The sequence below is a fragment of the Cryobacterium cheniae genome, assembly GCF_004403395.1.
Lineage (GTDB): Bacteria > Actinomycetota > Actinomycetes > Actinomycetales > Microbacteriaceae > Cryobacterium > Cryobacterium cheniae.
This window is the reverse complement of sequence record NZ_SOGN01000044.1, coordinates 66958-91078: the sequence shown is the minus strand read 5'-3', so window position 1 is coordinate 91078 and position 24121 is coordinate 66958. Positions and strand designations below refer to the sequence as shown.

Here is a 24121-nt window from a genome sequence, read left to right as displayed (position 1 = left end):
CGATCACCGATCGGCTCACTACCCGGCTTCTCGGACGTCACCCGATCCGGGCACCGATGGCACCGATCACGGAGTCGAGCATGGCCCCTGACGCGTCACGCCGGGCGCCTGATTCGGGCAAAGCGCGCGGTGCGCCGTCGGACCCTACTGCCCGTGCGGGCTGCGGTCCCACCCACGCCACGGAAACGATGTCCTCGCCTTTCAAGAACCGCTGAGAGCGCACGCCTCCCGTACCCCGGCCTTTCGCGGGGTACTCGGAGAAGTCGGACACCTTGGCGCTGCCCGGGTCGGTCCCAGGCAGGGTTTGGCTGCCGGCGGCGACCGTCGCGACAACGACAGCGGCCGCGCCCTGCGAATCCACGCTGGTGAAGTACACCACGTGCGCGCCGGCGGCGAGCTTGATGCCCGCCATGCCCCCGGCGGTACGACCCTGCGGACGCACCGAGCCGGCGGGAAAACGCAACAGCTGAGAGTCGGAGGCGATGAAGACGAGTTCGTCATCGTCCGATCCCTGCACCGCGCCGACCACCACGTCCTTGGGCTTCAACCCGATGATCTCGAAGTCAGGCTTGTTCGCCCAGTCGCCCGGGGTGACCCGCTTCACGGTGCCCAGTCGGGTTCCGAGCACGATCGACCGTTCGGAGTCGAGTGCAACGAGCGCGAGGATCTTCTCTGCTTTGTTGGGCAGGGCCAGGTAGTCGCTCACGCGCACACCGGCCGCGAGCTGGATCGAGGTCGGCGGCAGCACAGGGAGGTCGACGGGGGAGAAGCGGATGAGCCGCCCCAGGCTGGTGACCGCACCGATCTCGGTGCGGCTGGTCGTGTCCAAAACGGACAGGATAGCGTCGTGCTTGCTCCGCCTCTGCGCCGGAGTGATTCGTTCGGGCAGAACCGCGCTGTCGGCCGGGAGGTCGACCCGAGCGATTTTGCCCGTTGCGCTGAGGTAGATCCTGGTCGGGGAGTCCGTCACCTCGAGGATGGCGGCGTTCCGCTTGGCGGCGGCGCCGTTGGCACCGGCGATACTCGGTTTTGCTTCGGTCAGCAGGGTTCGGCGCGGGGTGCCGAACCGTTCGGCCACCGAGGCCAACTCGTCAGACACGAGAGTGCGGATCGAGGCCTTGCTGCCGAGGAGCTTCTCCAGCGCCGCGATCTCCGCCACCAGCTGATCACGTTCGTTTTCCAGTTCGATGCGGGAGAATCGGGTGAGGCGCCGCAGGCGGAGTTCGAGGATGTATTCCGCTTGGATCTGGCTCAGGTCGAAGACGTCGATCAGCTTGGAGCGGGCCTGCTCGCTGTCGTCGCTGGCGCGGATGACCTGGATCACCTCGTCGATGTCCAGGATCGCCACCAGCAGACCTTCAACCAGATGCAGACGCTCCTTGCGTCGGGCCAGCCGGTAGGCCGAGCGCCGGGTCACCACCTCGATCCGGTGTCCGATGTAGACGAGCAGCAGTTCCCGCAGACCCAGTGTCTGCGGGCCGCCGTCGACGAGGGCAACCGCATTGATGTTGAAGGAGTCCTCGAGCGGGGTCACCCGGTACAGCTGCTCGAGCACGGCCTCCGGGCTGAAACCGGTCTTGATCCCGATGACCAGGCGCAGTCCTTTGGTGCGGTCCGTCAGGTCGGTGACATCGGAGATACCACTGAGCTTCTTGGAATTGACGCCGTCCTTGATCTTCTCGATGACCCGCTCGGGCCCGACCAGGTAGGGCAGTTCGGTGACGACGAGGCCTGCCTTGCGGGCCGTGATGGCTTCGACGGATACCCGCGCGCGGGTTTTAAAACTGCCGCGGCCGGTGGCGTAGGCGTCCTTGATTCCCGCCAGCCCCACGATCGTGCCGCCGGTGGGCAGGTCAGGCCCGGGGACGAACTCCATCAGGTCTTCGAGGGTCGCGTTCGGGTGCGCCAGCAGGTGACGCGCCGCGCCGACGACCTCGATCAGGTTGTGCGGGGCCATGTTGGTGGCCATGCCGACGGCGATACCGCTCGCGCCGTTGACCAGCAGGTTGGGGTAGGGCGCTGGGAGAACGTCCGGTTGGGTGAGTTGGTTGTCGTAATTGGGCACGAAATCGACGACGTCTTCGTCGAGGTTCTCCGTCATGGCCAGCGCCGCCGCCGCCAGCCTGGCCTCGGTGTACCGTGGGGCGGCCGGTCCGTCATCGAGCGAACCGAAGTTGCCGTGGCCGTCGATCAGGGGCACGCGCAGCGTGAACGCCTGCGCCATGCGCACCAGAGCGTCATAGATCGCGGTGTCGCCGTGTGGGTGCAGCTTGCCCATGACCTCACCGACTACGCGCGCCGACTTGACGTGGCCGCGATCGGGACGAAGTCCCATCTCGCTCATCTGGTACAGGATGCGGCGCTGAACCGGCTTGAGCCCGTCCCGGGCGTCCGGTAGCGCCCGGGAGTAGATGACGGAATAGGCGTATTCCAGGAACGAGCCCTGCATCTCGGTGGACACATCGACATCCTCGATGCGCTCGGTGAACGTGGCGGGCGGTGTGCTGTCTGAACGGCTCATTCGTGAATTCTGCTGAGGCGCGCGTTGCGGGACGCGCGCTGTCGGGTAGGCGTCGGATAGGCGCTGGTTCGAGTAGGCCCCGTCTATGTCAAACTTGGCTGGATGCCCTCCATGCTACCGGCCCGCCAATTCGGCCCCCTGCGCCTTGCCGACGTTCTCAGAAGTTCCCTGTCGTCCATCGAGGGTCTTCCCAACGCCCTGAGCCTCGGCCAGGCTAATAAGGCGGTCGTCGTTCTGGCGGACGGCCTCGGCGTCAGTTCCCTGCGAGCCCGGGCCGGGCACGCCCGGTTCCTGAACTCACTGCTCACCAAGTCCAGCGTGGTCGACGGGGTCTTCCCATCCACCACGGCCGCGGGGATCACGACCCTCACCACCGGCGTCGCACCCGGCCAGCACGGCCTCGTCGGCTACCGGGTCCGAGACACCGACCGGGATCGCGTGGTGAACCAGCTGACCGGCTGGGACGCCGGGATGCGCCCGGAAACCTGGCAGCGGTCGCGAACCGTGTTCGAACGGGCCGCGGATGCCGGCATCCCCGGTTTCGCCATCGGACCGCGCCGCTACACCGCATCCGGCTTCACCCAGGCGGCCCTCCGCGGCGCCCGCTACGTACCCGCGGAGAGCGTGTCCGACAGGTTCGCCGCCGCCCGTCACCTTCTGGACACCGAACCGCGCGCCCTGGTCTACCTCTACGTCCCCGAGTTGGATGTAGCGGCCCACGCGCACGGCTGGGAATCCGACCGGTGGTTGGCCGCGCTGGAAAACCTCGACTCCGCCGCCGCGCGCTTCGCCGCCGGGCTGAAAGCCGATGAGGGTCTCCTGGTCACGGCCGACCACGGAATCATCGACGTCCCCGCAACCAGGCACGTGCTGTTCGATACGGTCCCTGAACTCGTCGCCGGCGTCCGCCACATCGGCGGCGACCCGCGGTGCTTGCACCTGTACCTCGAACCCGAACTCGGGACCGAGGGCCCCGCGGCCCTCACCGACAGCTGGCGCGGAATCGAGGGCCACCGTGCTTGGGCGTTCACGCGCGACGAGGCGGTCCAGTCCGGACTCTTCGGCGAGGTCGCCCCGGAGGTGCTGCCCCGCATCGGCGACGTCGTCGTGGCCGCACGCAAGCTCATCGCCTACTACGACTCCCGGGAGCCGAACCAGTCCGCGCGATCCATGATCGGTCAGCACGGGTCGCTGACCGACGAGGAAATCCGCGTGCCCCTGATCAGGTCAGGGACATTCGCCTCCTGAGCGCGCGAGAAGTTTCCGACTCAGGAAGGGTGGTGGCCGCGCTTGACCTGCGGCTTCGGCAGACGCAGGACACGCAGCTGCAGTGCCCGCATGGCGGCGTACCAGCGCACGCGCTCGGCCTTCTCGGCGCCGAACTTGGCCTTGAGCTTGCGCGTGACGATGAACCCCAGGATGACGCAGTCGACAATGGCGACGATGACGAAGGCCCACAGGGCGAGGAATCCGTACGTCTGAACCGACGGGTCCGGGAAGACGCTCAACAGGATCACGAGGAACATCACCGGGATCATGAATTCGCCCACATTGAAGCGAGCGTCCACGAAATCGCGCACAAAGCGCTTCTGCAGACCGCGGTCCCGCAGCGGTAAGTACTTCTCATCTCCGGCGGCCATGCCGATCCGGGCCCGCTCGCGAGCCTCGGCAGCCTTGCCTCGCGCCTGCTTGGCCGCGAGTTTCCGGTCGTCCGGAACCAGCGGGCGCCGGTTCAGGGCCTCCTGCTGCTTGCGGCTGGGCGTCGCCTGCCCTTTTCCGACAGGCTGGCCGCCCGCGAGACGAGACTTGGTCTCGTCCGGGGTCTCCATGGATGGTTGTGCGTCTGGGTTCACAGGCTTAGCCACATCAGTTCCTTGCAATTGGTTGCCTTAAGATTACCCGATGACCGATATTCGAGAAACAGCGCCCACGGCAACCTCCCCGGCCGCCCCGGCTCTTCGTGCGGCAGTCGAACGGGGCCTTCCCACGACGATCGCAGATTTGTGCTCCCTGGTGCGGATTCCGTCCGTCTCCTGGGATGCCTTCGACGCCGATCAGGTTGCCGCCAGCGCGGATGCCGTCGCCTCACTGGCCCGTGATCTCGGGGTGTTCGAATCGGTCGAGGTCAAGAGGGCGGGAATCCCGGGAGGCGACGAACTCGGTCACCCGGCCGTTCTGGCCACCCGCGCCGCCCGCAACGGACGGCCGACGGTCCTGCTGTACGCGCACCACGATGTGCAGCCTCCCGGCCAGAACGCCGACTGGGACTCCAACCCCTTCGAACCGACCGTGCGTGGCGACCGTCTCTACGGTCGCGGCGCGGCTGACGACAAGGCGGGCGTCATGGCGCACATTGCATCGATCCGAGCGCTCGTGGAATCCCACGGCACCGATTTCGACCTCGGTCTGGCGCTCTTCATCGAGGGCGAGGAAGAATTCGGCAGCCGGTCCTTTGCCACGTTCCTCGAGGAGAACCGCGAGTCTCTGCGCGCGGACGCCATCGTCGTTGCCGATTCAAACAACTGGGACATCAACACTCCCGCCCTCACAACGGCGCTGCGCGGCAATGTCACCTTTCGTCTGACGATTCGCACGCTGGACCATGCGTCGCACTCGGGCATGTTCGGGGGTGCGGTGCCCGACGCGATGATGGCTGCCATTCGCCTGCTCGCCTCTCTCTATGCTGACGACGGCTCCGTTGCCGTCGCCGGGCTGACGAGCATCGATGTTCCTACTCCCGACTATTCCGTGGAGCAGCTGCGCCGGGAGACCGGGCTCACCGAGGGCGTCGGCCCGATCGGTCACGGCTCGGTTCTCAGCCGGATCTGGTCCCAGCCGGCCATCACGGTCACCGGCATCGACGCGCCGTCGGTGGCCAACGCGTCGAACACGCTCACGCCAGCCGTCACCGTGCGCATCAGCACGCGGATCGCTCCCGGTCAGCCGGCGGACGATGCTTTCCGTGCGCTCGAGGCCCACCTGCACGCCAACGCTCCATTCGGCGCCCGGATCGAGATCGACGACGTCGACACGGGGGAGGCCTTCCTGGTCGACACGGGCGGCTGGGCCGTGGCCGAGACGCGCAGCGCCATGGCCGAAGCCTGGGGCGAAAGCGCGGTCGACATCGGCGTCGGAGGATCCATTCCCTTCATCGCCGATCTGGTCCGAGTGTTTCCGGATGCCCAGATCCTGGTCACCGGGGTCGAGGATCCTGATTCCCGGGCGCACAGCCCCGATGAATCCCTGCATCTCGGCGTGTTCAAACGGGCCATTCTCAGCGAGGCCTTCCTGCTCAGCCGTTTCAACCAGCGCTCCGAGAGCTGACCCCATACGGACGGCCTGGGAAACGGGACCGAGGGGCACATTCCCGGTTCCACTGGGTAGAATCCTCTGTGAATCCGGCGGGCATGTGTCCGCAGACTGCGCGAGAACAACACAAACAATAAGGAGCACCATGACCGACACAATCGCCCCCAGCACGGCCGCTCATGGCGTGAGTCTGAGCCCCACCGCCGCCGACAAGGTCCGCAGTCTGCTCGCACAGGAAGGCCGTGAAGACCTGCGCCTCCGCGTCGCCGTTCAGCCCGGCGGCTGTTCTGGCCTCATCTACCAGCTGTACTTCGACGAGCGGGTGCTCGAGGGTGACGCCCTCGTCGACTTCGATGGTGTCGAGGTCGTCGTCGACAAGATGAGTGTGCCGTACCTGGACGGGGCATCCATCGACTTCGAAGACACCATCCAGAAGCAAGGGTTCACGATCGACAATCCGAACGCCGGTGGAAGCTGCGCGTGCGGAGATTCGTTCAGCTGACCCGACGGCATTCAACGGACGCCAACGGGATCGGCGTCTCCGCGAATACTGTGACTGGCGGCGAATTCGTTACCTCCGCCTGCCTGTTCCTGCACATCAGATCGTGCCGCTCACAGTAGGCTGGAAATCTATAACAGCACTTCCAGTGAAGTGTGTCGTCGAGTCTCACCGAAAGGTTACTGGTGCGCAAAAACCATCGTCTCCGATGGGCTGCAATTCCGATCGCAGCATCGTTGGCCCTTGTTCTAGCGGGTTGTACGCAAACCCAGCTTCACGGCTACCTTCCGGGCTTCGTCGAGGGCGAGCCGGCGGTGACCAACCAGACCGAACGAATCTCGGGACTGTGGACCACGTCCTGGATGGTTCTCATGATCGTGGGGCTCATCACCTGGGGGCTCACCATCTGGGCCGTCGTCGTCTATCGTCGCCGCAAGGGTCAGACCGGGCTCCCGGTCCAGCTGCGGTACAACATGCCGATCGAGATCTTCTACACGGTCGTTCCCCTCATCCTTGTGGTCGGCTTCTTCGCCTTCACCGCGCGGGACCAGGCCGAGATCGAGGCTCGCTTCGATGAGCCGGAGGTCAAAATCCAGGTGATCGGCAAGCAGTGGGCCTGGGACTTCAACTACATCAACGAAGACGTCTACACGGCCGGCATCCAGGGCCAGCCCGACGTGGACGGCCCGGCCGGTTCCCTGATTCAGTCTGAGATCCCGACGCTCGTCCTTCCGGTCGGCAAAAAGGTCGAACTGGCGCTCGACGCCCGCGACGTCATTCATTCGTTCTGGGTCGTCGACTTCCTGTACAAAAAGGACATGATCCCCGGCAAGACCAACTACATGTCGGTCATCCCGGAGCGCATCGGCACGTACTCCGGCAAGTGCGCCGAGCTGTGCGGCGAGTACCACTCGCTGATGCTGTTCAACGTTGAGGTCGTTTCCGAGGCGGACTACGAGTCCTACATCGACTCCCTTCGTGCTGCAGGTAACGAGGGCCAGCTCGGACTCGAGTACGTACGCAACCAGAATCTGCCGGGCACGACAGCCCCGACCGAGCAGGAGGGCAACTAGTCCATGACTACCACCACTACGGTGCCAACCGCACCGGCAGCCCCCACAGCCCCGCGCCGGCCCACCGGTGTCGAGCGCAAGGGCAACGTCATCGTCCGGTGGATCACCTCCACCGACCACAAGGTGATCGGGTACATGTACCTGATCACGTCCTTCGTTTACTTCTGCCTCGCCGGCGTCATGGCACTCGTGATCCGCGCGCAGCTGTTCGCCCCGGGCCTCGAGGTCGTCCAGACCAAGGAGCAGTACAACCAGCTCTTCACCATGCACGGCACGATCATGCTGCTGATGTTCGCGACACCGCTGTTCTTCGGATTCGCCAACTCCCTCATGCCGCTGCAGATCGGTGCCCCCGACGTCGCCTTCCCCCGGTTGAACGCCTTCTCCTTCTGGGCCTTCTTCTTCGGAAGCCTCGTCGCCGTCGGTGGATTCCTCACCCCGCAGGGCGCCGCATCCTTCGGCTGGTTCGCCTACCAACCCCTGGCCAGCACGACGTTCTCCCCGGGCGTCGGCGGCAACCTGTGGATGGTCGGGCTCGGCCTGAGTGGTTTCGGCACCATTCTCGGTGCCGTGAACTTCATCACCACGATCATCACGATGCGCGCCCCCGGAATGACCATGTTCCGGATGCCCATCTTCACCTGGAACACGCTGGTCACCTCGCTCCTGGTCCTGATGGCCTTCCCGGTCCTGGCCGCCGCCCTCCTGGCCGCCGCGTCCGACCGAATCTTCCTCTCTCACATCTACGATCCGGCCAACGGTGGGGCCATTCTGTGGCAGCACCTGTTCTGGTTCTTCGGTCACCCCGAGGTGTACATCATCGCGCTGCCGTTCTTCGGCATCGTGTCGGAGGTCTTCCCGGTCTTCAGTCGTAAGCCGATCTTCGGATACAAGACCCTGATCTACGCGACCATCTCCATTGCGGCTCTGTCCGTGGCGGTCTGGGCGCACCACATGTACGTCACCGGATCTGTCCTGCTGCCGTTCTTCTCCCTGATGACCATGTTGATCGCCGTACCGACCGGGGTGAAGATCTTCAACTGGATCGGCACCATGTGGCGCGGTTCCCTGACGTTCGAGACGCCCATGTTGTGGGCCCTCGGCTTCCTGGTCACCTTCACGTTCGGTGGCCTCACCGGCGTCATCCTGGCGTCCCCGCCGCTGGACTTCCACGTCTCGGACACCTACTTCGTCGTCGCACACTTCCACTACGTCATCTTCGGCACCGTGGTCTTCGCGATGTTCAGCGGGTTCTACTTCTGGTGGCCGAAGTGGACCGGCAAGATGCTCAACGAGAGCCTCGGCAAGTGGCACTTCTGGTTCCTCTTCATCGGGTTCCACACGACCTTCCTGGTTCAGCACTGGCTGGGTGTCGTGGGCATGCCGCGTCGCTACGCGTCGTACCTGCCCGAAGACGGCTTCACCTGGATGAACCAGCTGTCCACCGTCGGCTCGTTCATTCTCGCGGTCTCGATGATCCCGTTCTTCCTGAACGTCTACATCACCGCTCGCAAGGCACCTCAGGTCACCGTGAACGACCCGTGGGGCTACGGAGGCTCGCTCGAGTGGGCGACCTCGTGCCCGCCACCGCGTCACAACTTCACCTCCATCCCCAGGATCCGGTCCGAGCGCCCCGCGTTCGACCTGAACCACCCGGAGGCGCCCATGACGGTTGGTATCGGGCCGGCGAAAGACGCCCCGGATGCCCCCACGTATGACGCAGCGTCGAAAAGGACGAAGTAAATGAGAGCCAACGTCAATCTCCTCTGGATTCTGAGCGGGTTCTTCGTCGTCGTGACGGCGGCCTATGTCATCTGGGGCCTCGTCGATCCGCTTCAGAACAGGGTCGAGTGGGCGGGAACATTCGCCCTTGGCCTGTCCGCCATCCTGTTCATGTTTGTCGCGTTCTATCTCGGCCGGGTGCACAGTGCACAGGGCGGGGAGCTTCCCGAGGACCGTCTGGACGCGAACATCGACGACGGTGACCCCGAGGTTGGTTTCTACAGCCCGTGGAGCTGGTGGCCCATCCTGCTGGCCGCCAGCGCCGCTCTGCTCTTCATGGGGCTGGCGGTGGGCGTGTGGATTTCGATCATCGCCTTGGGCATCGGCGTCATCTGCCTCGTCGGCTGGGTATACGAGTACTACCGGGGTAACTTCGCCCGCTGATCTGAATTCATCCTTTTTGGTGCGTACGGCGGCGTCCAGGACATATGTCCTGGACGCCGCTTTTTTCGCGCCCCTGATGTTCCGTGGCAGGGTGGGTCCCGCAAGAAAGTCAGCCGCATCCACGGATCCCATGCGCTGCCGGTCGTCAGGCCGGGATGCGCCGGTATCCGAGCAGCTCGAAGGCCGCCGTGACGGTCTGCAAGCCGCTCAATTGCTGCGCCACCGCCTCGGCATCCGTATGGTGCGCCGACGGACCCATTCCAATCAGAGCGGATGCCTGCGCCGGATCGAGGCGCAGGGAGGACGACAACAAGTCCCGGGTTTCCAGCTCGAAGGCGGGGGACAGAGTCTCGGATAGGTGATCGCCCTTGTTCGGCGGCACATCCAATGCCAGACCCGCGGCCCTGAGCTCCTGAAGGTGGGTCGCCTGCGGCACGACGACGACGAGAATACCGTCCTTCCGCAATACACGATGAAACTCGGACGCGTTCCTGGGCGCGAAAACGTTCAAGATCACATCTGCTGACGCGTCCCGCACCGGCAGGGGGGACCAGACATCGGCCACGAGGCCGTCGATGTTGTCCCGGCCGCTCACCGTGCGTGCGACGGCAACGGGGGAGAGATCCATGCCCAGGGCACAGACGTCCGGTGAGCGCGTGAGCACTCCCTGCAGGTAGTAGCCGGTACCGCAACCGACGTCCAGAACCCGTGTGGGATTCTCCGCTGCCACCCGTGCCGCGAGCCGCTCACGGAGAGGCTTGTACCAGCCGGTCGCGAGGAACAGGGCCCGGGCGTCGACCATCGCCGTGCTGTCACCAAGCAGACGGCGTGCACCGCCCGACACCAGTGACACATACCCGCGTTTGTTCGCGTCAAACGAGTGTCCCGCGCCGCAGCGCAGCGTCAACGGGCCGGCGGGGGAGAGAGGCAGAAAACAGTTCGGGCACCGAAGCCACTCCGACAGGGTCTGGAGGGACATCGATGCCCGTTCTGTAGTTGACGACCGAAGCCTAGTGGTGGTCGCCGTGTGCCCGTTCGAGTTCGGTGCTGGAGACCGGTTCGATCCGGTCCTCGAAGAACCAGCGGGACATTCCGGCGCGTGCCTTCTGGCCGACGGTGATCTTGCCCTTGGCGTTAGGACGAATCATGAGCGGCTTGTAGTCGTTGTAGCTGACCAGCTTCCACCGCTCGTACTCATCGACGGGCTGGTGCACCTCGATGTACTCGCCACCGGGCAGCCGAACGATGCGCCCGGATTCGAAGCCGTGCAGAACGATCTCGCGATCCTTCTTCTGCAGCGCCAGGCAGATCCGCTTTGTCACGAAGAAAGCGATGAACGGTCCCACGATGGTCAGGAACTGCATCGTGTGGATCACTCCTTCCATCGTCACCTTGAAGTGCGTGGCGATGATGTCCGAGGAAGCCGTGGCCCAGAGCGCCGCGTAGAAGGTGACACCGGCGGCACCGATGGCGGTGCGAGTCGGGGCATTCCGAGGACGGTCCAGGATGTGGTGCTCGCGCTTGTCTCCGGTCACCCATGCCTCGATGAACGGGTAGATGAGGACGACCAGGATGAACAGGCCGAGCGACACCAATGGGATCAGGATGTTGAAGGACCAGGTGCGGTCCAGCCACACTAACTCGAGTCCCGGCGGGATCAGGCGCAGGGCGCCGTCAGCGAAACCGATATACCAGTCCGGTTGCGTTCCGGCCGAAACGGGGGAGGGATCGTAGGGACCGTAGTTCCAAATGGGGTTGATCGTGAAGAGCGACGCCATCAGCATCACGATGCCGAAGACGATGAAGAAGAATCCACCGGCCTTGGCCGCGTACACCGGGAGGACCGGGTAGCCGACGACGTTCTGGTTGGTGCGACCGGCACCGGGGTACTGCGTGTGCTTGTGCACGACCACGAAGAGCAGGTGCATCGCGATCAGCGCCACGATGATGGCCGGCAGCAGAAGGATGTGCAGGGAGTACAGGCGTCCAACGATTGCTTCGCCCGGGAACTCTCCACCGAAGAGGAGGAACGAGATCCAGGTGCCGACGAGCGGGATTCCCTTGACCATTCCATCGATGATGCGCAGTCCGTTTCCGGAGAGCAGGTCGTCGGGGAGGGAGTAGCCGGTGAATCCTTCGGCCATGGCCAGGATGAACAGCACGAATCCGATGACCCAGTTGAGTTCGCGCGGCTTGCGGAAAGCTCCCGTGAAGTAGATGCGCAGCATGTGCAGGCCGATGGCAGCAACGAAGAGCAGTGCCGCCCAGTGGTGTACCTGGCGCATCAGGAGTCCGCCACGGATATCAAAAGAGATATCGAGCGAGGACGCCATCGCGGCGGACATCTCCACGCCCTTGAGCGGCATGTATGATCCGTCGTACTCCACCGGCGTCATCGACGCGCTGAAGAAGAACGTGAGGAATGAACCGGACAGAAGGATGATGACGAAGCTGTAGAGGGCGACCTCACCCAGCAGGAACGACCAGTGGTCGGGGAAGATCTTGCGACCCAGCTCTTTGACCGCGGTTGAGATGCTCGTGCGTTCGTCGATGTAATTCGCGGCGGCCCCGGTGAGACCACCGGATTTCTTTGTTTCGACCAGCTCAGTGGTCGTAGTTGCAGTACTCAATTCCGCTCCCAGAAGCTCGGTCCGACGGGTTCAGTGAAATCGCTTTGGGCAATGAGATATCCCTCTGAGTCTACCGCGATGGGCAGCTGCGGCAGCGGGCGCTTGGCCGGTCCGAAGATGACCTCGCACTGGTTCGTCACGTCGAACTGGGACTGGTGACACGGGCACAAGAGTGTGTGAGTCTGCTGCTCATAGAGCGCGACGGGGCAACCGACGTGCGTGCAGATCTTGGAGTACGCGACGATGCCGTCGTACGACCAGTCCTTCTTGTCCGCAGGCTCGTTGATGTCCTCCGGCTTCAGCCTCATCAGCAGAACTGCGGCCTTGGCCTTCTCTTCGAGTTTGCCGTGGCCGAGGTCCTGGAGGCCCTCGGGAATGACGTGGAAGGCCGAGCCGAGGGTGACGTCAGAAGCCTTGATCGGTGTGCCCGTGGGATCGATCGCAAGCCTGGTGCCCTTCTTCCACATGGTGTGTTCGAGGAGAGCGGCCGGGTTGGTGTCCTGCGGGCCCAGGCCGCGGAACAGCACGACGGCGGGCAACGGGAAGGCAATCAACGCACCGATGAGGCTGTTGCGGATGAGGGTGCGGCGACCGATGCCGGATTCGACATTGGCCTCGTGGAAGATTTCGACCGCGCGTTCGCGGGTCTCGTCGGAACCTCTCACCGGGTGACGTTCGTCGACACCCTCGTGATCGAACATGAGGGCCTTGCCCCAGTGCACGGCGCCGATGCCGATCGCCAGTAGGGCGAGAGTGAGGCCGAGACCGATGAACAGGTTGTTCAGCCGAACCGAATCCGGCTCCTCAGGGATGATCGGAAAGACCATGTAGGCCACGATCGCGAAGACACTGCCAACGATCGACAGGTAGAAGAGCGTGTAGACGGTGCGCTCGGCGCGGCGCTCCGCGCTCGGGTTAAGGTCGGTGACGCGCGGGCGGTGCGGGGGGAAGCCCGGGTTGGCCACGGCATCCCGTACGACGACGGCGGTGCCTGCGGGAGCCCCCTCATGCCCGACGCTCGACGAGTCAGCAGCGGTCAAGTCCTTCCCGCTGTTATCGTCCTTGGCCATTGTTCTCCTTCATCGGAATGCTCATAAGAAAAGTTTGATTCAGACTCGGTCGTCGGTCAGTTCGACTTCGCGGTGATCCACACCGTCAAGGCGACGATGGAACCGAGACCGAAGATCCAGAGGAAGAGGCCTTCCGAAACGGGACCGAGCGCGCCCAGGGCGAACCCACCGGGAGACGGGTTGTTGTCCAGGTACTTGAGGTACGTGATGATGTCCCGCTTGCTCTCCGGGGAGATGTTCATGTCGTTGAAGACGGGCATGTTCTGCGGGCCGGTGACCATGGCCTCGTAGATGTGCGTCTCCGAAACCCCGGTCAGGGCAGGTGCGTACTTGCCCTGCGTGAGGGCTCCGCCGGCACCGGCGACGTTGTGGCACATCGCGCAGTTGATGCGGAAGAGTTCGGCACCATTGGCGGCATCGCCCTCACCGTCGAGGAGCGACGGATCCGGAAGCGCCGGTCCCGGCGCCAGGGACGCCACATAGGCTGCGAGGGATGCGGTCTGCTCTTCTGTGAACTGAACCGCCTTCTTCTCTGCCTGCGGGCCGTTCAGCTGCATCGGCATGCGTCCCGTGCCCACCTGGAAGTCGACCGAGGCCGCGCCGACTCCGATCAGGCTGGGGCCGGCCTCGGTGCCGGCAGCAGCCAGACCGTGGCAGGTGGCACAGTTTGCCGCGAAGAGTTTCTGTCCCTCGTCAACCGTCTGCTGGGACGCGGCGTTCGTCTCCGCGCTGGCGGTACTCGTGCTGAAAGCCGCGTATGCGCCTCCCGTGAAGAGGAGTCCGATCGCGATGAGGGCGACGCTGGCAAGCGGGCTGCGGCGGCCGGTTCTGCGACCGCCGGACTGCTTGGGGGTGCTAATCGTGGTCATACGTGGTGTCCACTCCGACTTTCTATTTAAGAACGTAAATGACGAGGAACAGTCCGATCCAGACAACGTCGACGAAGTGCCAGTAGTACGACACGACGATGGCGCTGGTTGCTTCCTTATGGCCGAAGTTCTTGACGGCGAACGCGCGCCCGATTACGAGCAGGAAGGCGATCAGGCCGGCAGTCACGTGGATTCCGTGGAACCCGGTGGTGAGGTAGAAAGCGGAACCGTACGCGTTGCTGGTGAGCGACACACCTTCAGAGACGAGTGTCGCGTACTCGAAGACCTGGCCGGACACGAAGATCGCACCGAGGGCGTAGGTGAGGAAGAACCACTCGACCATGCCCCACTGGCTCGGCTTCCAGCCGGTCGAACGTGATTGCAGCCGCTCCGCCGCGAACACTCCGAACTGGCAGGTGACTGATGAGGACACGAGGATGAGCGTGTTCACCAGTGCAAAGCCGAAGCCATGCTTCTCTGTCTCGAACAACCACAATTCAGGTGAGGTCGACCGCAGCGTGAAGTAGATGGCGAAAAGCCCGGCGAAGAACATGACTTCGCTGCCCAGCCAGACGATAGTGCCAACAGCCACGCTGTTGGGCCGGTTAACAACGGGCGCATTGACCGTATAAGTAATTGAGGGGCTCGTCACCGTTCCATTATGGCCGATTTTCACAGTGGTTTTTCTCATCCGGGCGTGCCTGTCGCGCATTTGTGGAAATGACTACCTGATTGCAACAAACGCGCCCCCGGAAGCGAATTCGGGGCCTTTGGTCGAACTCGCTAAAATCGTCTCATGCTTGAAATTCAGTCCTGGCCAAACGTCCTCAGTGCTCTGCTCTCGGGGGAGGATCTCAGCGTGTCCGACGCGGCCTGGAGCATGGAGCAGGTCATGCTCGGCGAGGCCACTCCGGCGCAGCTGGCCGGCTTCCTCGTGGCGCTCCGAGCGAAGGGCGAAACCGTGGACGAAATCGTCGGGTTCCGGGATGCCATCCTCGACCATGCGGTCCCGCTGGCGGTGAATCCGATGGCCCTGGATATTGTCGGAACCGGCGGAGACCGGTTCGGTACCGTGAACATTTCGACGATGGCGTCCATCGTGTGCGCCGGGGCCGGCGTCCCCGTGATCAAACACGGGAACCGGGCCGCAAGTTCCGCATCCGGCTCGTCGGACGTGCTCGCTGCCCTCGGCATCGACCTGACTCTGTCCGCCGACAAGGTCGCTGCCATTTTGGACTCGGCCGGCATCACCTTCGCCTACGCCGCCGCGTTCCACCCGGGGTTCCGTCATGCGGCCCTGGCGCGCAAGGAGCTCGGCATCCCCACCGTGTTCAACTACCTCGGCCCGTTGTGCAACCCGGCCCGTCCTGAAGCCTCGGCCGTCGGTGTGGCCAATCTGGATCGCGTTCCATTGATCGTGGGCGTCTTCCAGACACGCGGGGCAACGGCCCTGGTCTTCCGCGGGGACGACGGGCTTGACGAACTGACCACGACCGGTCACAGCCACGTTTGGGAAGTGTCGCGCGGACTCGTAACAGAGCACGACATCGATCCGCGCGACCTGGGTCTGCGCCGGGCCTCGATCAGCGAGCTCGTCGGCGGGGATGCCGAGCACAATGCGGCCGTCGTGCACTCGCTGTTGGCCGGTCAGGTCGGTGCGGTGCGTGACATCGTGTTGTTGAACGCCGCCGCCGGCCTGGTCGCGTTCGACCTGGCCAACGATCCCGCTCAGGCACAAGTCAACATCATCGACCGCTTTCGCAGCAAGATGGCCGTGGCCGCGGAAGCGATCGACTCCGGTGCGGCCACGGCCAAGCTCGCCGAATGGGTCAGAGCCAGCCAGATGTGACCCGACCGGCGCTGACCCGACCGGCGCTGACGTCTCTTGCTAGACGATGTCTTCGTCCACCCAACCGAACGTCTTGGTGACTGCTTTCTTCCAGTTGCGCAGCTGACGGTTCCGCTCCGGCTCGCCCATTTGCGGAGTCCATCGGCTGTCCTCCTGCCAATTGGCCCGCAGCTCATCGAGGTCGCTCCAGAACCCGACCGCCAGCCCGGCGGCATAAGCGGCGCCGAGAGCAGTCGTTTCGGCAACGACCGGACGGACCACCGGCACGCCGATGATGTCGGCCTGGAACTGCATGAGGGTGTTGTTGGAGATCATGCCTCCGTCGACTTTCAGTTCGGTCAACGGAACCCCTGAGTCGGCATTGACGGCGTCCAGGACTTCCCGTGTCTGGAACGCCGTCGCCTCCAGTGCGGCGCGGGCGATGTGGCCCTTATTGACGAATCGAGTCAAACCGACGAGGGCTCCCCGGGCATCCGCACGCCAATAGGGCGCGAAGAGTCCCGAGAAGGCCGGAACGAAGTAGGCGCCGCCATTGTCATCCACCGTTTTGGCCAGCGTCTCGATTTCAGCGGAGGTGCTGATCATGCCCAGGTTGTCCCGCAGCCACTGAACCAGGGCGCCCGTGACCGCGATGGAGCCCTCCAACGCATAGTGGGGGGCCGCGTCGCCCAGCTTGTAACCGAGGGTGGTGAGGAGACCGTTCTTGGAATGTACGATCTCGGTCCCCGTATTGAAGATGAGGAAGTTACCCGTGCCGTAGGTGTTCTTGGCTTCCCCCTGATCGAATGCGGCCTGCCCGAAGGTGGCGGCTTGCTGGTCGCCCAGGATGCCCGCGATCGGCACCTCACGCAGCAGGCTGTGCTCGTTGACGAGGCCGTAGACCTCGGACGAGGAGCGGATCTCGGGCAGCATCGACTTGGGTACTCCGAAAGCGGCGAGGATCTCGTCGTCCCACTGCAGGGTAGCGAGGTCCATGAACATGGTGCGGCTGGCATTGGTGACGTCCGTTGCGTGAACGCCACCCTCGAGACCGCCGGTGAGGTTCCACAGCACCCAGGAGTCGGTCGTGCCGAACATCAGGTCACCGGCCTCGGCCTTCTCCCGGGCCCCCTCGACGTTCTCGAGGATCCAGACGATCTTCGTTCCGGAGAAGTACGTCGCCAGGGGGAGCCCCACCTTGGCCTTGAACCGTTCGACGCCTCCGTCGGCGGCGAGGCGGTCCACGATCGGCTGGGTGCGCGTGTCCTGCCAGACGATGGCGTTATAGATGGGAAGCCCGGTGTTGCGGTCCCAGACGACGGCCGTCTCACGTTGGTTGGTGATTCCCACGGCCTCGATGTCGTGCCGGGTCAGATTCGCCTTCGAGAGGGCCTGGCCGATGACTTCTCGGGTGTTGTCCCAGATTTCCATCGGGTCGTGTTCGACCCAGCCGGCGCGGGGAAAGATCTGCTCGTGCTCAAGCTGGCCGATCGAGATCACCGAGCCTGCTTTGTCGAAAATGATGGCCCGAGAACTTGTTGTTCCCTGGTCGATTGCGATGACGTACTTGGCCATGAAATGCCTCTCTGAAGTCTGGAATTCTGTGCTTGGTGTGAAGCGGCCCACGGGACGGATCAGGTCAGGACGGGAAGGAGGAACAACGATGCCCATCCGGCGAGAACGCCGCCAATGACCGGACCCACCACGGGAACCCAGGAATACGCCCAATCGGAGCCGCCCTTGCCCTTGATCGGCAGGACGAAGTGCGCAATGCGGGGGCCCAGGTCACGAGCCGGGTTGATGGCGTAGCCGGTCGGCCCGCCGAGGGAGGTGCCGATGACGAGCACGAGGAGCGCTACGGGGAGGGCTCCGAGGGCGGCCAGTCCGCCGCTCTCACCCTGACGTTCGCCACCGAAGGCCAGCACGACGAAGACCAGCACAAACGTGCCGATGATCTCGGTCGTCAGGTTCCAACCGTAAGAACGGATGGCCGGACCGGTCGAGAAGACGCCGAGCTTGTTCGCCGAGTTGGGTTCGGCATCGAAGTGCTGTTTGTAGGCCGCCCAGCAGATGATTGCCCCGATGAACGCACCGAGGAACTGGGCCGCGATGTAGGTGAGAACGGAGAGGAAGTTGACGGGCACGCCCGAACCGAATTCGGTCGCACCCGAAGCCACCAGACCGAGGGTGACGGCCGGGTTGAGGTGTGCACCGGAGTTATAGGCGACGATGACCCCGGCGTAGACCGCAAAGGCCCAACCGATGGTGACCATGAGAAACCCACCACCGAGGCCCTTGTTCTTGGCCAGTGCGACGTTGGCGACCACACCGGTTCCGAGGAGGACGAGCATCCCCGTCCCGAGCACTTCCGATAAGAATACGACTCCAATATTGTCCACGTTGACCTTCCTTGGTAAGGCTTGAGGTGCCGGAGCAACCCGTCGCGGTGAGCGAACGGCACAAATATAGCGCGGCGGATTACGCAGCGGAATGGGCCGGTTGACGAACAAATCCCCGCCCCTTACCGGTTGAGGGGGCTGCGCGTAAGTTGGCCGGGGAATGCAGAATGCTCCAACTACGGGCCGTCGACGGCGTCGTTCAACCACCTCCATCGAAGGAAGAGACATGAAAAAACTGGTCAATGATCCCAAGAACGTCGTCGCTGAGGCCGTTGCCGGCTTCGGTGTGGCCCATACCGACATTGTTCGGATTTCGACGGATCCGATCTTCATAGTGCGCAGGGATGCCCCCCTGGCCGGGAAAGTGGGTCTGGTCAGCGGGGGAGGAAGCGGACACGAGCCTCTGCATGGGGGGTTCGTCGGTTTCGGGATGCTGGATGCAGCCGTGCCCGGGGCGGTCTTCACCTCACCGACACCCGACCCGATCCTTGCTGCCACGAAGGCCGTGGACGGGGGTGCCGGGGTGCTCCACATCGTCAAGAATTACACCGGGGATGTCCTGAATTTTGAGACCGCCGCGGACCTCGCCGCCGCTGAGGGAATCGAGGTTCGCTCCGTGATCGTCAACGACGACGTCGCCGTGAAGGACTCGCTGTACACGGCCGGGCGACGCGGTGTGGCCGGAACGGTCCTGGTCGAGAAGATCGCCGGAGCCGCCGCCGAGCGAGGTGACGCGCTGGAATCGGTGGCCGGAATCGCGGAACGGGTCATCTCCGGTGTTCGGTCGATGGGTGTGGCGCTGACTCCCTGCGTCGTCCCTCACGCCGGGGAAGGCAGCTTCACACTGGCCGACGATGAGATCGAGATCGGGATCGGCATCCACGGCGAGCCGGGACGCGCGCGCATCAAGCTCGAACCTGCCGACGCCATTGTCGACCGCCTCCTCGGCCCCATTCTGGAGGACATCCCCTTCGCGGCGGGGGACAAGGTGCTTCTGTTCGTCAACGGAATGGGTGGCACACCGCAAATCGAGTTGTACATCGTCTTTCGACGGGCCGCAGAGGTGCTGGCCGAGAAGGGGATCGAAGTGACCAGAACCCTCGTCGGGAACTTCACCACCTCGCTCGAGATGCAGGGGACATCCATCACGCTGCTGAAGCTCGACGACGAATTGACCGCCCTGTGGGATGCGCCGGTCCAAACGGCAGCGCTACGGTGGGGACGATAGACGGGTAGAAGGAGATCCGATGAACTTAGACGTCACCTGGGCTAAGGCCTGGATCACAACCGGCGCGGCCGTGATGAATGAGCACAGGGTGGAACTGATCAATTTGGACCGCGAAATCGGCGATGGCGATCATGGCGAAAACATGGACCGTGGTTTTCAAGCGGTGCTGTTGAAACTCGATGACCTGCCCGCCGAGGCGAACCCCGGTGACGTCTTCAAGCTCGTCGCGACCACGCTGATCTCAACCGTGGGCGGTGCGGCGGGACCGCTCTATGGAACTGCCTTCCTCAAGGCCGCCGTCGCCGTCACCGGATCCGCTGAACTTGACGGGGCTGCTCTGGTCGCGCTCCTGACGGCCGCACGGGACGGTATCGTTCTGCGCGGCAAGGCGGAATCAGGGGACAAGACCATGGTCGACGCCTGGACTCCGGCCGTCGACGCCGCCGACGCCGCCCGCGCCGGCGGCGCGGACGGCCCGGCGATCCTGGCAGCCGCCGCAGCCGCCGCCGAGGCGGGGGCAGAGGCGACGGAACCATGGGTCGCACGCAAGGGAAGGGCGAGCTACCTGGGCGAACGGGCCATCGGCCACCGCGACCCGGGTGCGCAGTCTTCGGCCCTGCTGTTGCGGGCAGCGGCCGATACGGCTGCAGGGGACTGACATGGCCGCAGCAGGGGGGACTGTCGGGCTTGTGTTCGTCTCCCACAGCACGAAGATCGCTGACGGTCTCGTCGATCTTGCGCGCCAGATGGCACCGCGGACGAGGATGATCCCGGCCGGAGGGACCGACGATGGGGGGATCGGCACGAGCTTCGAGAAGGTGCTCAGCGGTATCGAACAGGCAGACGCCGGCGACGGGGTCGTACTCCTCTGCGATCTGGGCTCCGCGATTCTGACGGCCGAAACCGCCTTGGACTTCCTCGACGACGCGGTACGTGCCCGGGTGCGCATCGTGGATGCTCCTCTGGTCGAGGGGGGAGTGGCTGCGGCTGTGGCCGCCGAGATCGGGGGAGACCTCGAGTCCGTGGTTCGTGCCGCTCGCTCCGCCGCCGAAGGAGTACCCGCCGCTCCGGTGGACCCCGCGTCGCCGCCGCTGGTCACGCGCACCGTCACCCTGGTCAACAAGGACGGTCTGCACGCCCGCCCGGCCGCGGATTTCGTGAAGCTCGCGAGCACGTTCACCGCCCGGGTCACCGTGAATGGCAAGGATGCCTCGAGTTTGCTCGCCGTGATGTCGCTCGGGCTCATCCGCGGAATGACAGCGGAAATCAGCTCCTCGGATGAGAACGGTGCGGAAGCCGTGGCCGCACTGGGAGATCTTCTGGAGTCGGGCTTCGGAGAAGAATAGTCAGATCCTCCATAGAACGCACCCCGTTCAGATCCATACTGACATAATGTGCATTATCGGTCAGATAAAGGAAAGTCTGGACGCGGTCGGCAGCACTGACTATCGTGTGTTCCACAAGGTCCGAGACGTCGCACGTCGACCGACACCGAGAGGCGGCTGAAATGCCCAGTACTGTCACGGCCTACGATCTCTCGTTGGATGCGAGAGCGCTCAGCAAGTCAGAGATCACCGGGGTGCGGCTGGCCATCGCAGGAACCGGCCTGCTGGCGCTGGTCGTCGGCATCGTGATTCTGGTTTGGCCGGACACCACCGTCGCCGTCCTTGGCGTCCTGTTCGGGCTGTACTTCCTGATCAGCGGGATCGTCCATGTGGCGCGAGGTTTACTCACGAAGGGCGCCTCCGGTGGCAGCCGGGTGCTGAACATCCTGCTCGGCGTGCTGCTGGTCGTCGGCGGCATCGTGGCGATCAGGAACCCCCTGGATTCTCTCGCCGTGCTCGGACTGCTCATCGGCATCTCCTGGATCGTGGAGGGCGTAGCCGCACTGGTGGAGACGTCGCCCGACTCCAGCCGGTGGTTCGGAACCGTTTTCGGAGCCATCGGCGTCGTCGCCGGCGTTGTGGTGCTCTTCTCCCCCGTCGAGTCGGTCACCATCCTGGTGGTGATCGGCGGAGTGTTCCTCGTCCTGTCCGGGATTGTTCAGCTGGTGCAGGCCTTCATGTTCGGCCGGGGTCAAGACGCGACGTTCGACACTGCCTAGCTATTTGCGCAGAGTGATCTGCGGAGACGTCAGCTCTGGCCGGCGGCTTCGCCGACGTAGTCGGCGATGTCTCCGACGTACCGGGTGTTGTTCTCCGGCACGGTTTCGACGGCCGCCAGCGCAACCTCGGCGGCGAATTCGCTGACGTTGTACAGCCGGCCGGCGGCATCCTTGCGGGCGTTCATGGTTCCGGGGCTGGCACGCTCGAGCAGAACGGCAGTGACCGTTCCTTCAATGATGTCGCCCGAAACGACGACGAAACCGATACCGGCGTTCGCGAGCTCGGGGATGAGGGCCCGCAGGGCATCCTCGCCGGCCCGCTTGCTGCGGGCGACCGGCTCGTACTCGGCCATCGTGGTCGTGGTCTCGACGAAGTGGGCCTGGTGGCTGGTGACGAACACCACGCGGGAACCCGGAGCGAGCAACGGTCGTGCCGCGTTCAACAGGTTGACCTGGGCGTCCCGGTTCAGCCGCATGGCGTAATCCTCGGCCATACCGCTCTCCATCCCGCCGGAGGCGTTCATGACGAGGATGTCCAGGCCGCCGAATTCCGCACGGATGGTTTCGAACATGGACGCCACGGAGGCAGCATCCGTCAGGTCGGCGCCGACCGTGATAGCAGTACCGTCTGCGGCGCGAATCGCGTCGGCGACCTTGATCGCGCGAGTCTCTTTGTTGCGGAAGTTGATCGCAACGCTGGCGCCCGCCTCGGCGAAGAAGCCGACGGTGGCCGCTCCGACACCACGGGAGGACCCGGTGACGAGAGCGCGTTTGCCGGTGAGAGAGCCGGCGTCGAGGGGGGTTTTGGGTGCAATACTCACAACACGGAATCTTAGCAATAGGAGTCGCCCGACTCTGCCCCGGCCTGCCTCGACACCGGCCGACGAGCAGGTGATAGCTTCGGAAGCGAAACGTCACGTGAGAGGCTCCGAAATCAATGGCTGACCTGACCGACTACCTGTGGATCGTTTGGCTCGTCTTCATCCTTGTCTGCGTGATCATCGAGTTGCTGTCCCTCGAGTTCACCTTTTTGATGGTCGCAGTCGGGAGCCTCGCCGGCCTGGGTGCGAACCTGCTGGGAGCCGTTTGGTGGTTCCAGATCGTCATCGCCGCCGTGGTTTCGGTCCTGCTCATCCTGCTCATCCGTCCGGTCCTCCTGCGACTGTTGCGAACGGGTGCCGACCATACGCCCAGCAATGTAGCCGCACTGCTCGGCATGAGCGCGCAAGTGCTGTCCACCGTTCGGCTCTCGGGCGGAATGGTCAAACTGGCCAACGGCGAAACCTGGACCGCTCGCCTCTCCCCCGACACCGACAGGCAATCCGCCGAACCCGGCGACACTGTTCGCGTAGCCGCGATCGAAGGCTCCACCGCCGTCGTCCTACCCTCTGAAAGGAACGTCACCTAGTGCTTCCCACGAATGAAACCATCGGCCAAATCTTCGTTGTCGCCCTCCTCCTGGTGATGGGGGTGTTCGTTGTCGTCGTTCTGATCCGGGCCATCAAGATCATTCCGCAGGCCAATGCCGGGGTCGTCGAGCGACTGGGCAAATATCACAAGACGCTCCAGCCGGGCCTGAACATCTTGGTCCCCTTCGTCGACCGGGTGAGACCGCTTCTCGATATGCGCGAGCAGGTCGTGTCGTTTCCCCCGCAACCGGTGATCACCGAGGACAATCTCGTGGTTTCCATCGACACTGTGGTCTATTTCCAGGTCACGGATGCGCGAGCGGCCACGTATGAGATCGCGAATTACCTGGGCGCTGTCGAACAGCTCACCACGACAACTCTGCGCAATGTGGTCGGTGGCCTCAACCTCGAAGAGGCCCTGACCAGCCGTGACAACATCAACGGGCAGCTGCGGATCGTGCTGGACGAGGCGACCGGCAAGTGGGGCATCCGAGTCGGCCGGGTGGAGCTGAAGGCGATCGACCCTCCCCTCTCCATCCAGGACTCGATGGAGAAGCAGATGCGAGCCGAGCGCGACCGCCGCGCCGTCATCCTGACCGCTGAGGGCACGAAGCAGTCCGCGATTCTGACGGCCGAGGGCGCTCGGCAGGCCGCCATCCTGTCCGCGGAAGGCGACGCGAAGGCGGCCGTCCTGCGCGCCCAGGGTGAGGCCGAGGCGATCACCACGGTGTTCAAAGCGATCCACGACGGTGATCCGGATCCGAAGCTGCTCGCCTACCAGTATCTTCTGACCCTCCCCAAGCTCGCTGATGGCAGCGCGAACAAATTGTGGATTGTACCCAGCGAGCTCACCGCGGCGATGAACGGCATCGGTGCGGCATTCGGCCACGCCGCCGGCGGCACGGCCGGCTCGGCCGGCTCGGTACCGCCAGTACCGCCAGCCCCTACAGCCCCAACAGCCCCAATAGCCCCAACAGCCCAGACTGGTTACGCCCCCGCGGCCACGGAGGCATAGG

At 64.2% G+C, this 24121-nt stretch carries 23 protein-coding genes and 1 pseudogene; 13 read left to right on the top strand and 11 right to left on the bottom strand.

The features are described from left to right. Window positions 1-37: 37 nt before the first annotated feature. Window positions 38-2521: a DNA gyrase/topoisomerase IV subunit A gene (locus tag E3T23_RS09860; RefSeq protein ID WP_134370198.1), complete on the bottom strand. Its 2484-nt coding sequence runs from the start codon at window positions 2519-2521 to the stop codon at window positions 38-40. A gap of 102 nt (window positions 2522-2623) precedes the next feature. On the opposite strand from E3T23_RS09860, the gene E3T23_RS09855 reads away from it, so the two are divergent. Then, window positions 2624-3769, top strand: coding sequence for an alkaline phosphatase family protein (locus tag E3T23_RS09855; RefSeq protein WP_134370197.1), 1146 nt, complete (start codon window positions 2624-2626; stop codon window positions 3767-3769). A gap of 20 nt (window positions 3770-3789) precedes the next feature. On the opposite strand, the gene E3T23_RS09850 is transcribed toward E3T23_RS09855, so the two are convergent. Next, complete coding sequence (locus tag E3T23_RS09850; protein ID WP_241977817.1) at window positions 3790-4386, bottom strand: DUF3043 domain-containing protein; 597 nt, start codon at window positions 4384-4386, stop codon at window positions 3790-3792. Between the two features lie 37 nt (window positions 4387-4423). Here E3T23_RS09850 and E3T23_RS09845 point away from each other — a divergent pair, with 37 nt between their 5' ends. The 5 genes from E3T23_RS09845 (at window position 4424) to E3T23_RS09825 (ending at window position 9568) form a co-directional block, all read left to right on the top strand. After that, a complete protein-coding gene (locus E3T23_RS09845) occupies window positions 4424-5845 on the top strand; it encodes a dipeptidase (protein ID WP_134370196.1) in 1422 nt (473 codons plus the stop codon). Window positions 5846-5975: 130 nt separating this feature from the next. Further along, the gene (erpA, locus tag E3T23_RS09840) at window positions 5976-6332 is read left to right on the top strand and encodes an iron-sulfur cluster insertion protein ErpA (protein WP_134370195.1); all 357 of its coding nucleotides are present in this window, start codon (window positions 5976-5978) and stop codon (window positions 6330-6332) included. A gap of 182 nt (window positions 6333-6514) precedes the next feature. After that, complete coding sequence (gene ctaC / locus E3T23_RS09835; protein WP_134370194.1) at window positions 6515-7402, top strand: aa3-type cytochrome oxidase subunit II; 888 nt, start codon at window positions 6515-6517, stop codon at window positions 7400-7402. A gap of 3 nt (window positions 7403-7405) precedes the next feature. Next, a complete protein-coding gene (ctaD, locus tag E3T23_RS09830) occupies window positions 7406-9145 on the top strand; it encodes an aa3-type cytochrome oxidase subunit I (RefSeq protein WP_134370193.1) in 1740 nt (579 codons plus the stop codon). Beyond that, window positions 9146-9568 carry a cytochrome c oxidase subunit 4 gene (locus E3T23_RS09825; RefSeq protein WP_134370192.1) on the top strand — a complete coding sequence of 141 codons (423 nt, stop codon included), beginning with the start codon at window positions 9146-9148 and terminating at the stop codon, window positions 9566-9568. 145 nt (window positions 9569-9713) lie between these two features. Here the strand turns inward: E3T23_RS09825 and E3T23_RS09820 are convergent, their stop codons facing one another. The 6 genes and pseudogenes from E3T23_RS09820 to ctaE form a co-directional block, all read right to left on the bottom strand. Continuing rightward, entirely contained in the window at window positions 9714-10421 is a 708-nt protein-coding gene (locus tag E3T23_RS09820) for a methyltransferase domain-containing protein (protein WP_166806264.1), read from the bottom strand. Between the two features lie 3 nt (window positions 10422-10424). Beyond that, window positions 10425-10547, bottom strand: a pseudogene (locus tag E3T23_RS16000) (methyltransferase domain-containing protein); the annotation flags it as partial. A 31-nt stretch (window positions 10548-10578) separates the two neighbouring features. Then, window positions 10579-12198: a cytochrome bc1 complex cytochrome b subunit gene (qcrB, locus tag E3T23_RS09815; protein WP_198416206.1), complete on the bottom strand. Its 1620-nt coding sequence runs from the start codon at window positions 12196-12198 to the stop codon at window positions 10579-10581. Continuing rightward, the gene (gene qcrA, locus E3T23_RS09810) at window positions 12195-13268 is read right to left on the bottom strand and encodes a cytochrome bc1 complex Rieske iron-sulfur subunit (RefSeq protein WP_134370190.1); all 1074 of its coding nucleotides are present in this window, start codon (window positions 13266-13268) and stop codon (window positions 12195-12197) included. The genes qcrB and qcrA overlap by 4 nt, the downstream gene beginning before the upstream one ends. Window positions 13269-13324: 56 nt before the next feature. After that, window positions 13325-14137, bottom strand: a complete 813-nt coding sequence (gene qcrC, locus E3T23_RS09805) for a cytochrome bc1 complex diheme cytochrome c subunit (RefSeq protein ID WP_134370189.1) — start codon at window positions 14135-14137, stop codon at window positions 13325-13327. 22 nt (window positions 14138-14159) lie between these two features. Beyond that, window positions 14160-14828 (bottom strand): aa3-type cytochrome oxidase subunit III, encoded by a 669-nt coding sequence (ctaE, locus tag E3T23_RS09800; RefSeq protein ID WP_134370188.1) that lies wholly within the window; start codon window positions 14826-14828, stop codon window positions 14160-14162. A 105-nt stretch (window positions 14829-14933) separates the two neighbouring features. Between ctaE and trpD the strand changes: the two genes are divergently transcribed. Further along, the gene (trpD, locus tag E3T23_RS09795) at window positions 14934-15986 is read left to right on the top strand and encodes an anthranilate phosphoribosyltransferase (protein ID WP_134370187.1); all 1053 of its coding nucleotides are present in this window, start codon (window positions 14934-14936) and stop codon (window positions 15984-15986) included. Between the two features lie 39 nt (window positions 15987-16025). Here trpD and glpK read toward each other — a convergent pair whose 3' ends face one another. Together glpK and E3T23_RS09785 are read right to left on the bottom strand one after the other, a co-directional pair. Beyond that, window positions 16026-17540 (bottom strand): glycerol kinase GlpK, encoded by a 1515-nt coding sequence (gene glpK, locus E3T23_RS09790; protein WP_134370186.1) that lies wholly within the window; start codon window positions 17538-17540, stop codon window positions 16026-16028. Window positions 17541-17599: 59 nt separating this feature from the next. Next, entirely contained in the window at window positions 17600-18364 is a 765-nt protein-coding gene (locus E3T23_RS09785) for an MIP/aquaporin family protein (protein WP_255570709.1), read from the bottom strand. A gap of 226 nt (window positions 18365-18590) precedes the next feature. Between E3T23_RS09785 and dhaK the strand changes: the two genes are divergently transcribed. From dhaK to E3T23_RS09765, 4 genes are all read left to right on the top strand, one after another. Further along, entirely contained in the window at window positions 18591-19592 is a 1002-nt protein-coding gene (dhaK, locus tag E3T23_RS09780) for a dihydroxyacetone kinase subunit DhaK (protein WP_134370185.1), read from the top strand. Between the two features lie 19 nt (window positions 19593-19611). Further along, on the top strand, window positions 19612-20250 hold the full coding sequence (dhaL, locus tag E3T23_RS09775; protein WP_134370184.1) for a dihydroxyacetone kinase subunit DhaL: 639 nt from the start codon (window positions 19612-19614) through the stop codon (window positions 20248-20250). Window position 20251: 1 nt separating this feature from the next. Beyond that, window positions 20252-20938, top strand: coding sequence for a dihydroxyacetone kinase phosphoryl donor subunit DhaM (gene dhaM, locus E3T23_RS09770; protein WP_134370183.1), 687 nt, complete (start codon window positions 20252-20254; stop codon window positions 20936-20938). A gap of 161 nt (window positions 20939-21099) precedes the next feature. Then, window positions 21100-21696, top strand: a complete 597-nt coding sequence (locus E3T23_RS09765; protein WP_134370182.1) for an HdeD family acid-resistance protein — start codon at window positions 21100-21102, stop codon at window positions 21694-21696. 29 nt (window positions 21697-21725) lie between these two features. Here the strand turns inward: E3T23_RS09765 and E3T23_RS09760 are convergent, their stop codons facing one another. Then, window positions 21726-22517: an SDR family oxidoreductase gene (locus E3T23_RS09760; protein ID WP_241977813.1), complete on the bottom strand. Its 792-nt coding sequence runs from the start codon at window positions 22515-22517 to the stop codon at window positions 21726-21728. Window positions 22518-22633: 116 nt separating this feature from the next. Here E3T23_RS09760 and E3T23_RS09755 point away from each other — a divergent pair, with 116 nt between their 5' ends. Both E3T23_RS09755 and E3T23_RS09750 read left to right on the top strand, forming a co-directional pair. Further along, the gene (locus E3T23_RS09755) at window positions 22634-23104 is read left to right on the top strand and encodes an NfeD family protein (RefSeq protein WP_134370181.1); all 471 of its coding nucleotides are present in this window, start codon (window positions 22634-22636) and stop codon (window positions 23102-23104) included. Window positions 23105-23160: 56 nt separating this feature from the next. Then, window positions 23161-24120: an SPFH domain-containing protein gene (locus E3T23_RS09750; RefSeq protein WP_134370400.1), complete on the top strand. Its 960-nt coding sequence runs from the start codon at window positions 23161-23163 to the stop codon at window positions 24118-24120. Window position 24121 lies beyond the last annotated feature (1 nt).

Bases quoted from the DNA above. Each gene is read 5' to 3' on its own strand.
- E3T23_RS09855 (WP_134370197.1), top strand. From the start codon at position 2,624: ATGCCCTCCATGCTACCGGCCCGCCAATTCGGCCCCCTGCGCCTTGCC.
- E3T23_RS09845 (WP_134370196.1), top strand. From the start codon at position 4,424: ATGACCGATATTCGAGAAACAGCGCCCACGGCAACCTCCCCGGCCGCC.
- E3T23_RS09860 (WP_134370198.1), bottom strand. From the start codon at position 2,521: ATGAGCCGTTCAGACAGCACACCGCCCGCCACGTTCACCGAGCGCATC.
- qcrA (WP_134370190.1), bottom strand. From the start codon at position 13,268: ATGGCCAAGGACGATAACAGCGGGAAGGACTTGACCGCTGCTGACTCG.
- trpD (WP_134370187.1), top strand. From the start codon at position 14,934: ATGCTTGAAATTCAGTCCTGGCCAAACGTCCTCAGTGCTCTGCTCTCG.
- qcrC (WP_134370189.1), bottom strand. From the start codon at position 14,137: ATGACCACGATTAGCACCCCCAAGCAGTCCGGCGGTCGCAGAACCGGC.
- E3T23_RS09755 (WP_134370181.1), top strand. From the start codon at position 22,634: ATGGCTGACCTGACCGACTACCTGTGGATCGTTTGGCTCGTCTTCATC.
- ctaE (WP_134370188.1), bottom strand. From the start codon at position 14,828: ATGAGAAAAACCACTGTGAAAATCGGCCATAATGGAACGGTGACGAGC.
- glpK (WP_134370186.1), bottom strand. From the start codon at position 17,540: ATGGCCAAGTACGTCATCGCAATCGACCAGGGAACAACAAGTTCTCGG.
- E3T23_RS09750 (WP_134370400.1), top strand. From the start codon at position 23,161: ATGGGGGTGTTCGTTGTCGTCGTTCTGATCCGGGCCATCAAGATCATT.
- E3T23_RS09825 (WP_134370192.1), top strand. From the start codon at position 9,146: ATGAGAGCCAACGTCAATCTCCTCTGGATTCTGAGCGGGTTCTTCGTC.
- dhaM (WP_134370183.1), top strand. From the start codon at position 20,252: ATGGCCGCAGCAGGGGGGACTGTCGGGCTTGTGTTCGTCTCCCACAGC.
- E3T23_RS09765 (WP_134370182.1), top strand. From the start codon at position 21,100: ATGCCCAGTACTGTCACGGCCTACGATCTCTCGTTGGATGCGAGAGCG.
- ctaD (WP_134370193.1), top strand. From the start codon at position 7,406: ATGACTACCACCACTACGGTGCCAACCGCACCGGCAGCCCCCACAGCC.
- dhaL (WP_134370184.1), top strand. From the start codon at position 19,612: ATGAACTTAGACGTCACCTGGGCTAAGGCCTGGATCACAACCGGCGCG.
- erpA (WP_134370195.1), top strand. From the start codon at position 5,976: ATGACCGACACAATCGCCCCCAGCACGGCCGCTCATGGCGTGAGTCTG.
- dhaK (WP_134370185.1), top strand. From the start codon at position 18,591: ATGAAAAAACTGGTCAATGATCCCAAGAACGTCGTCGCTGAGGCCGTT.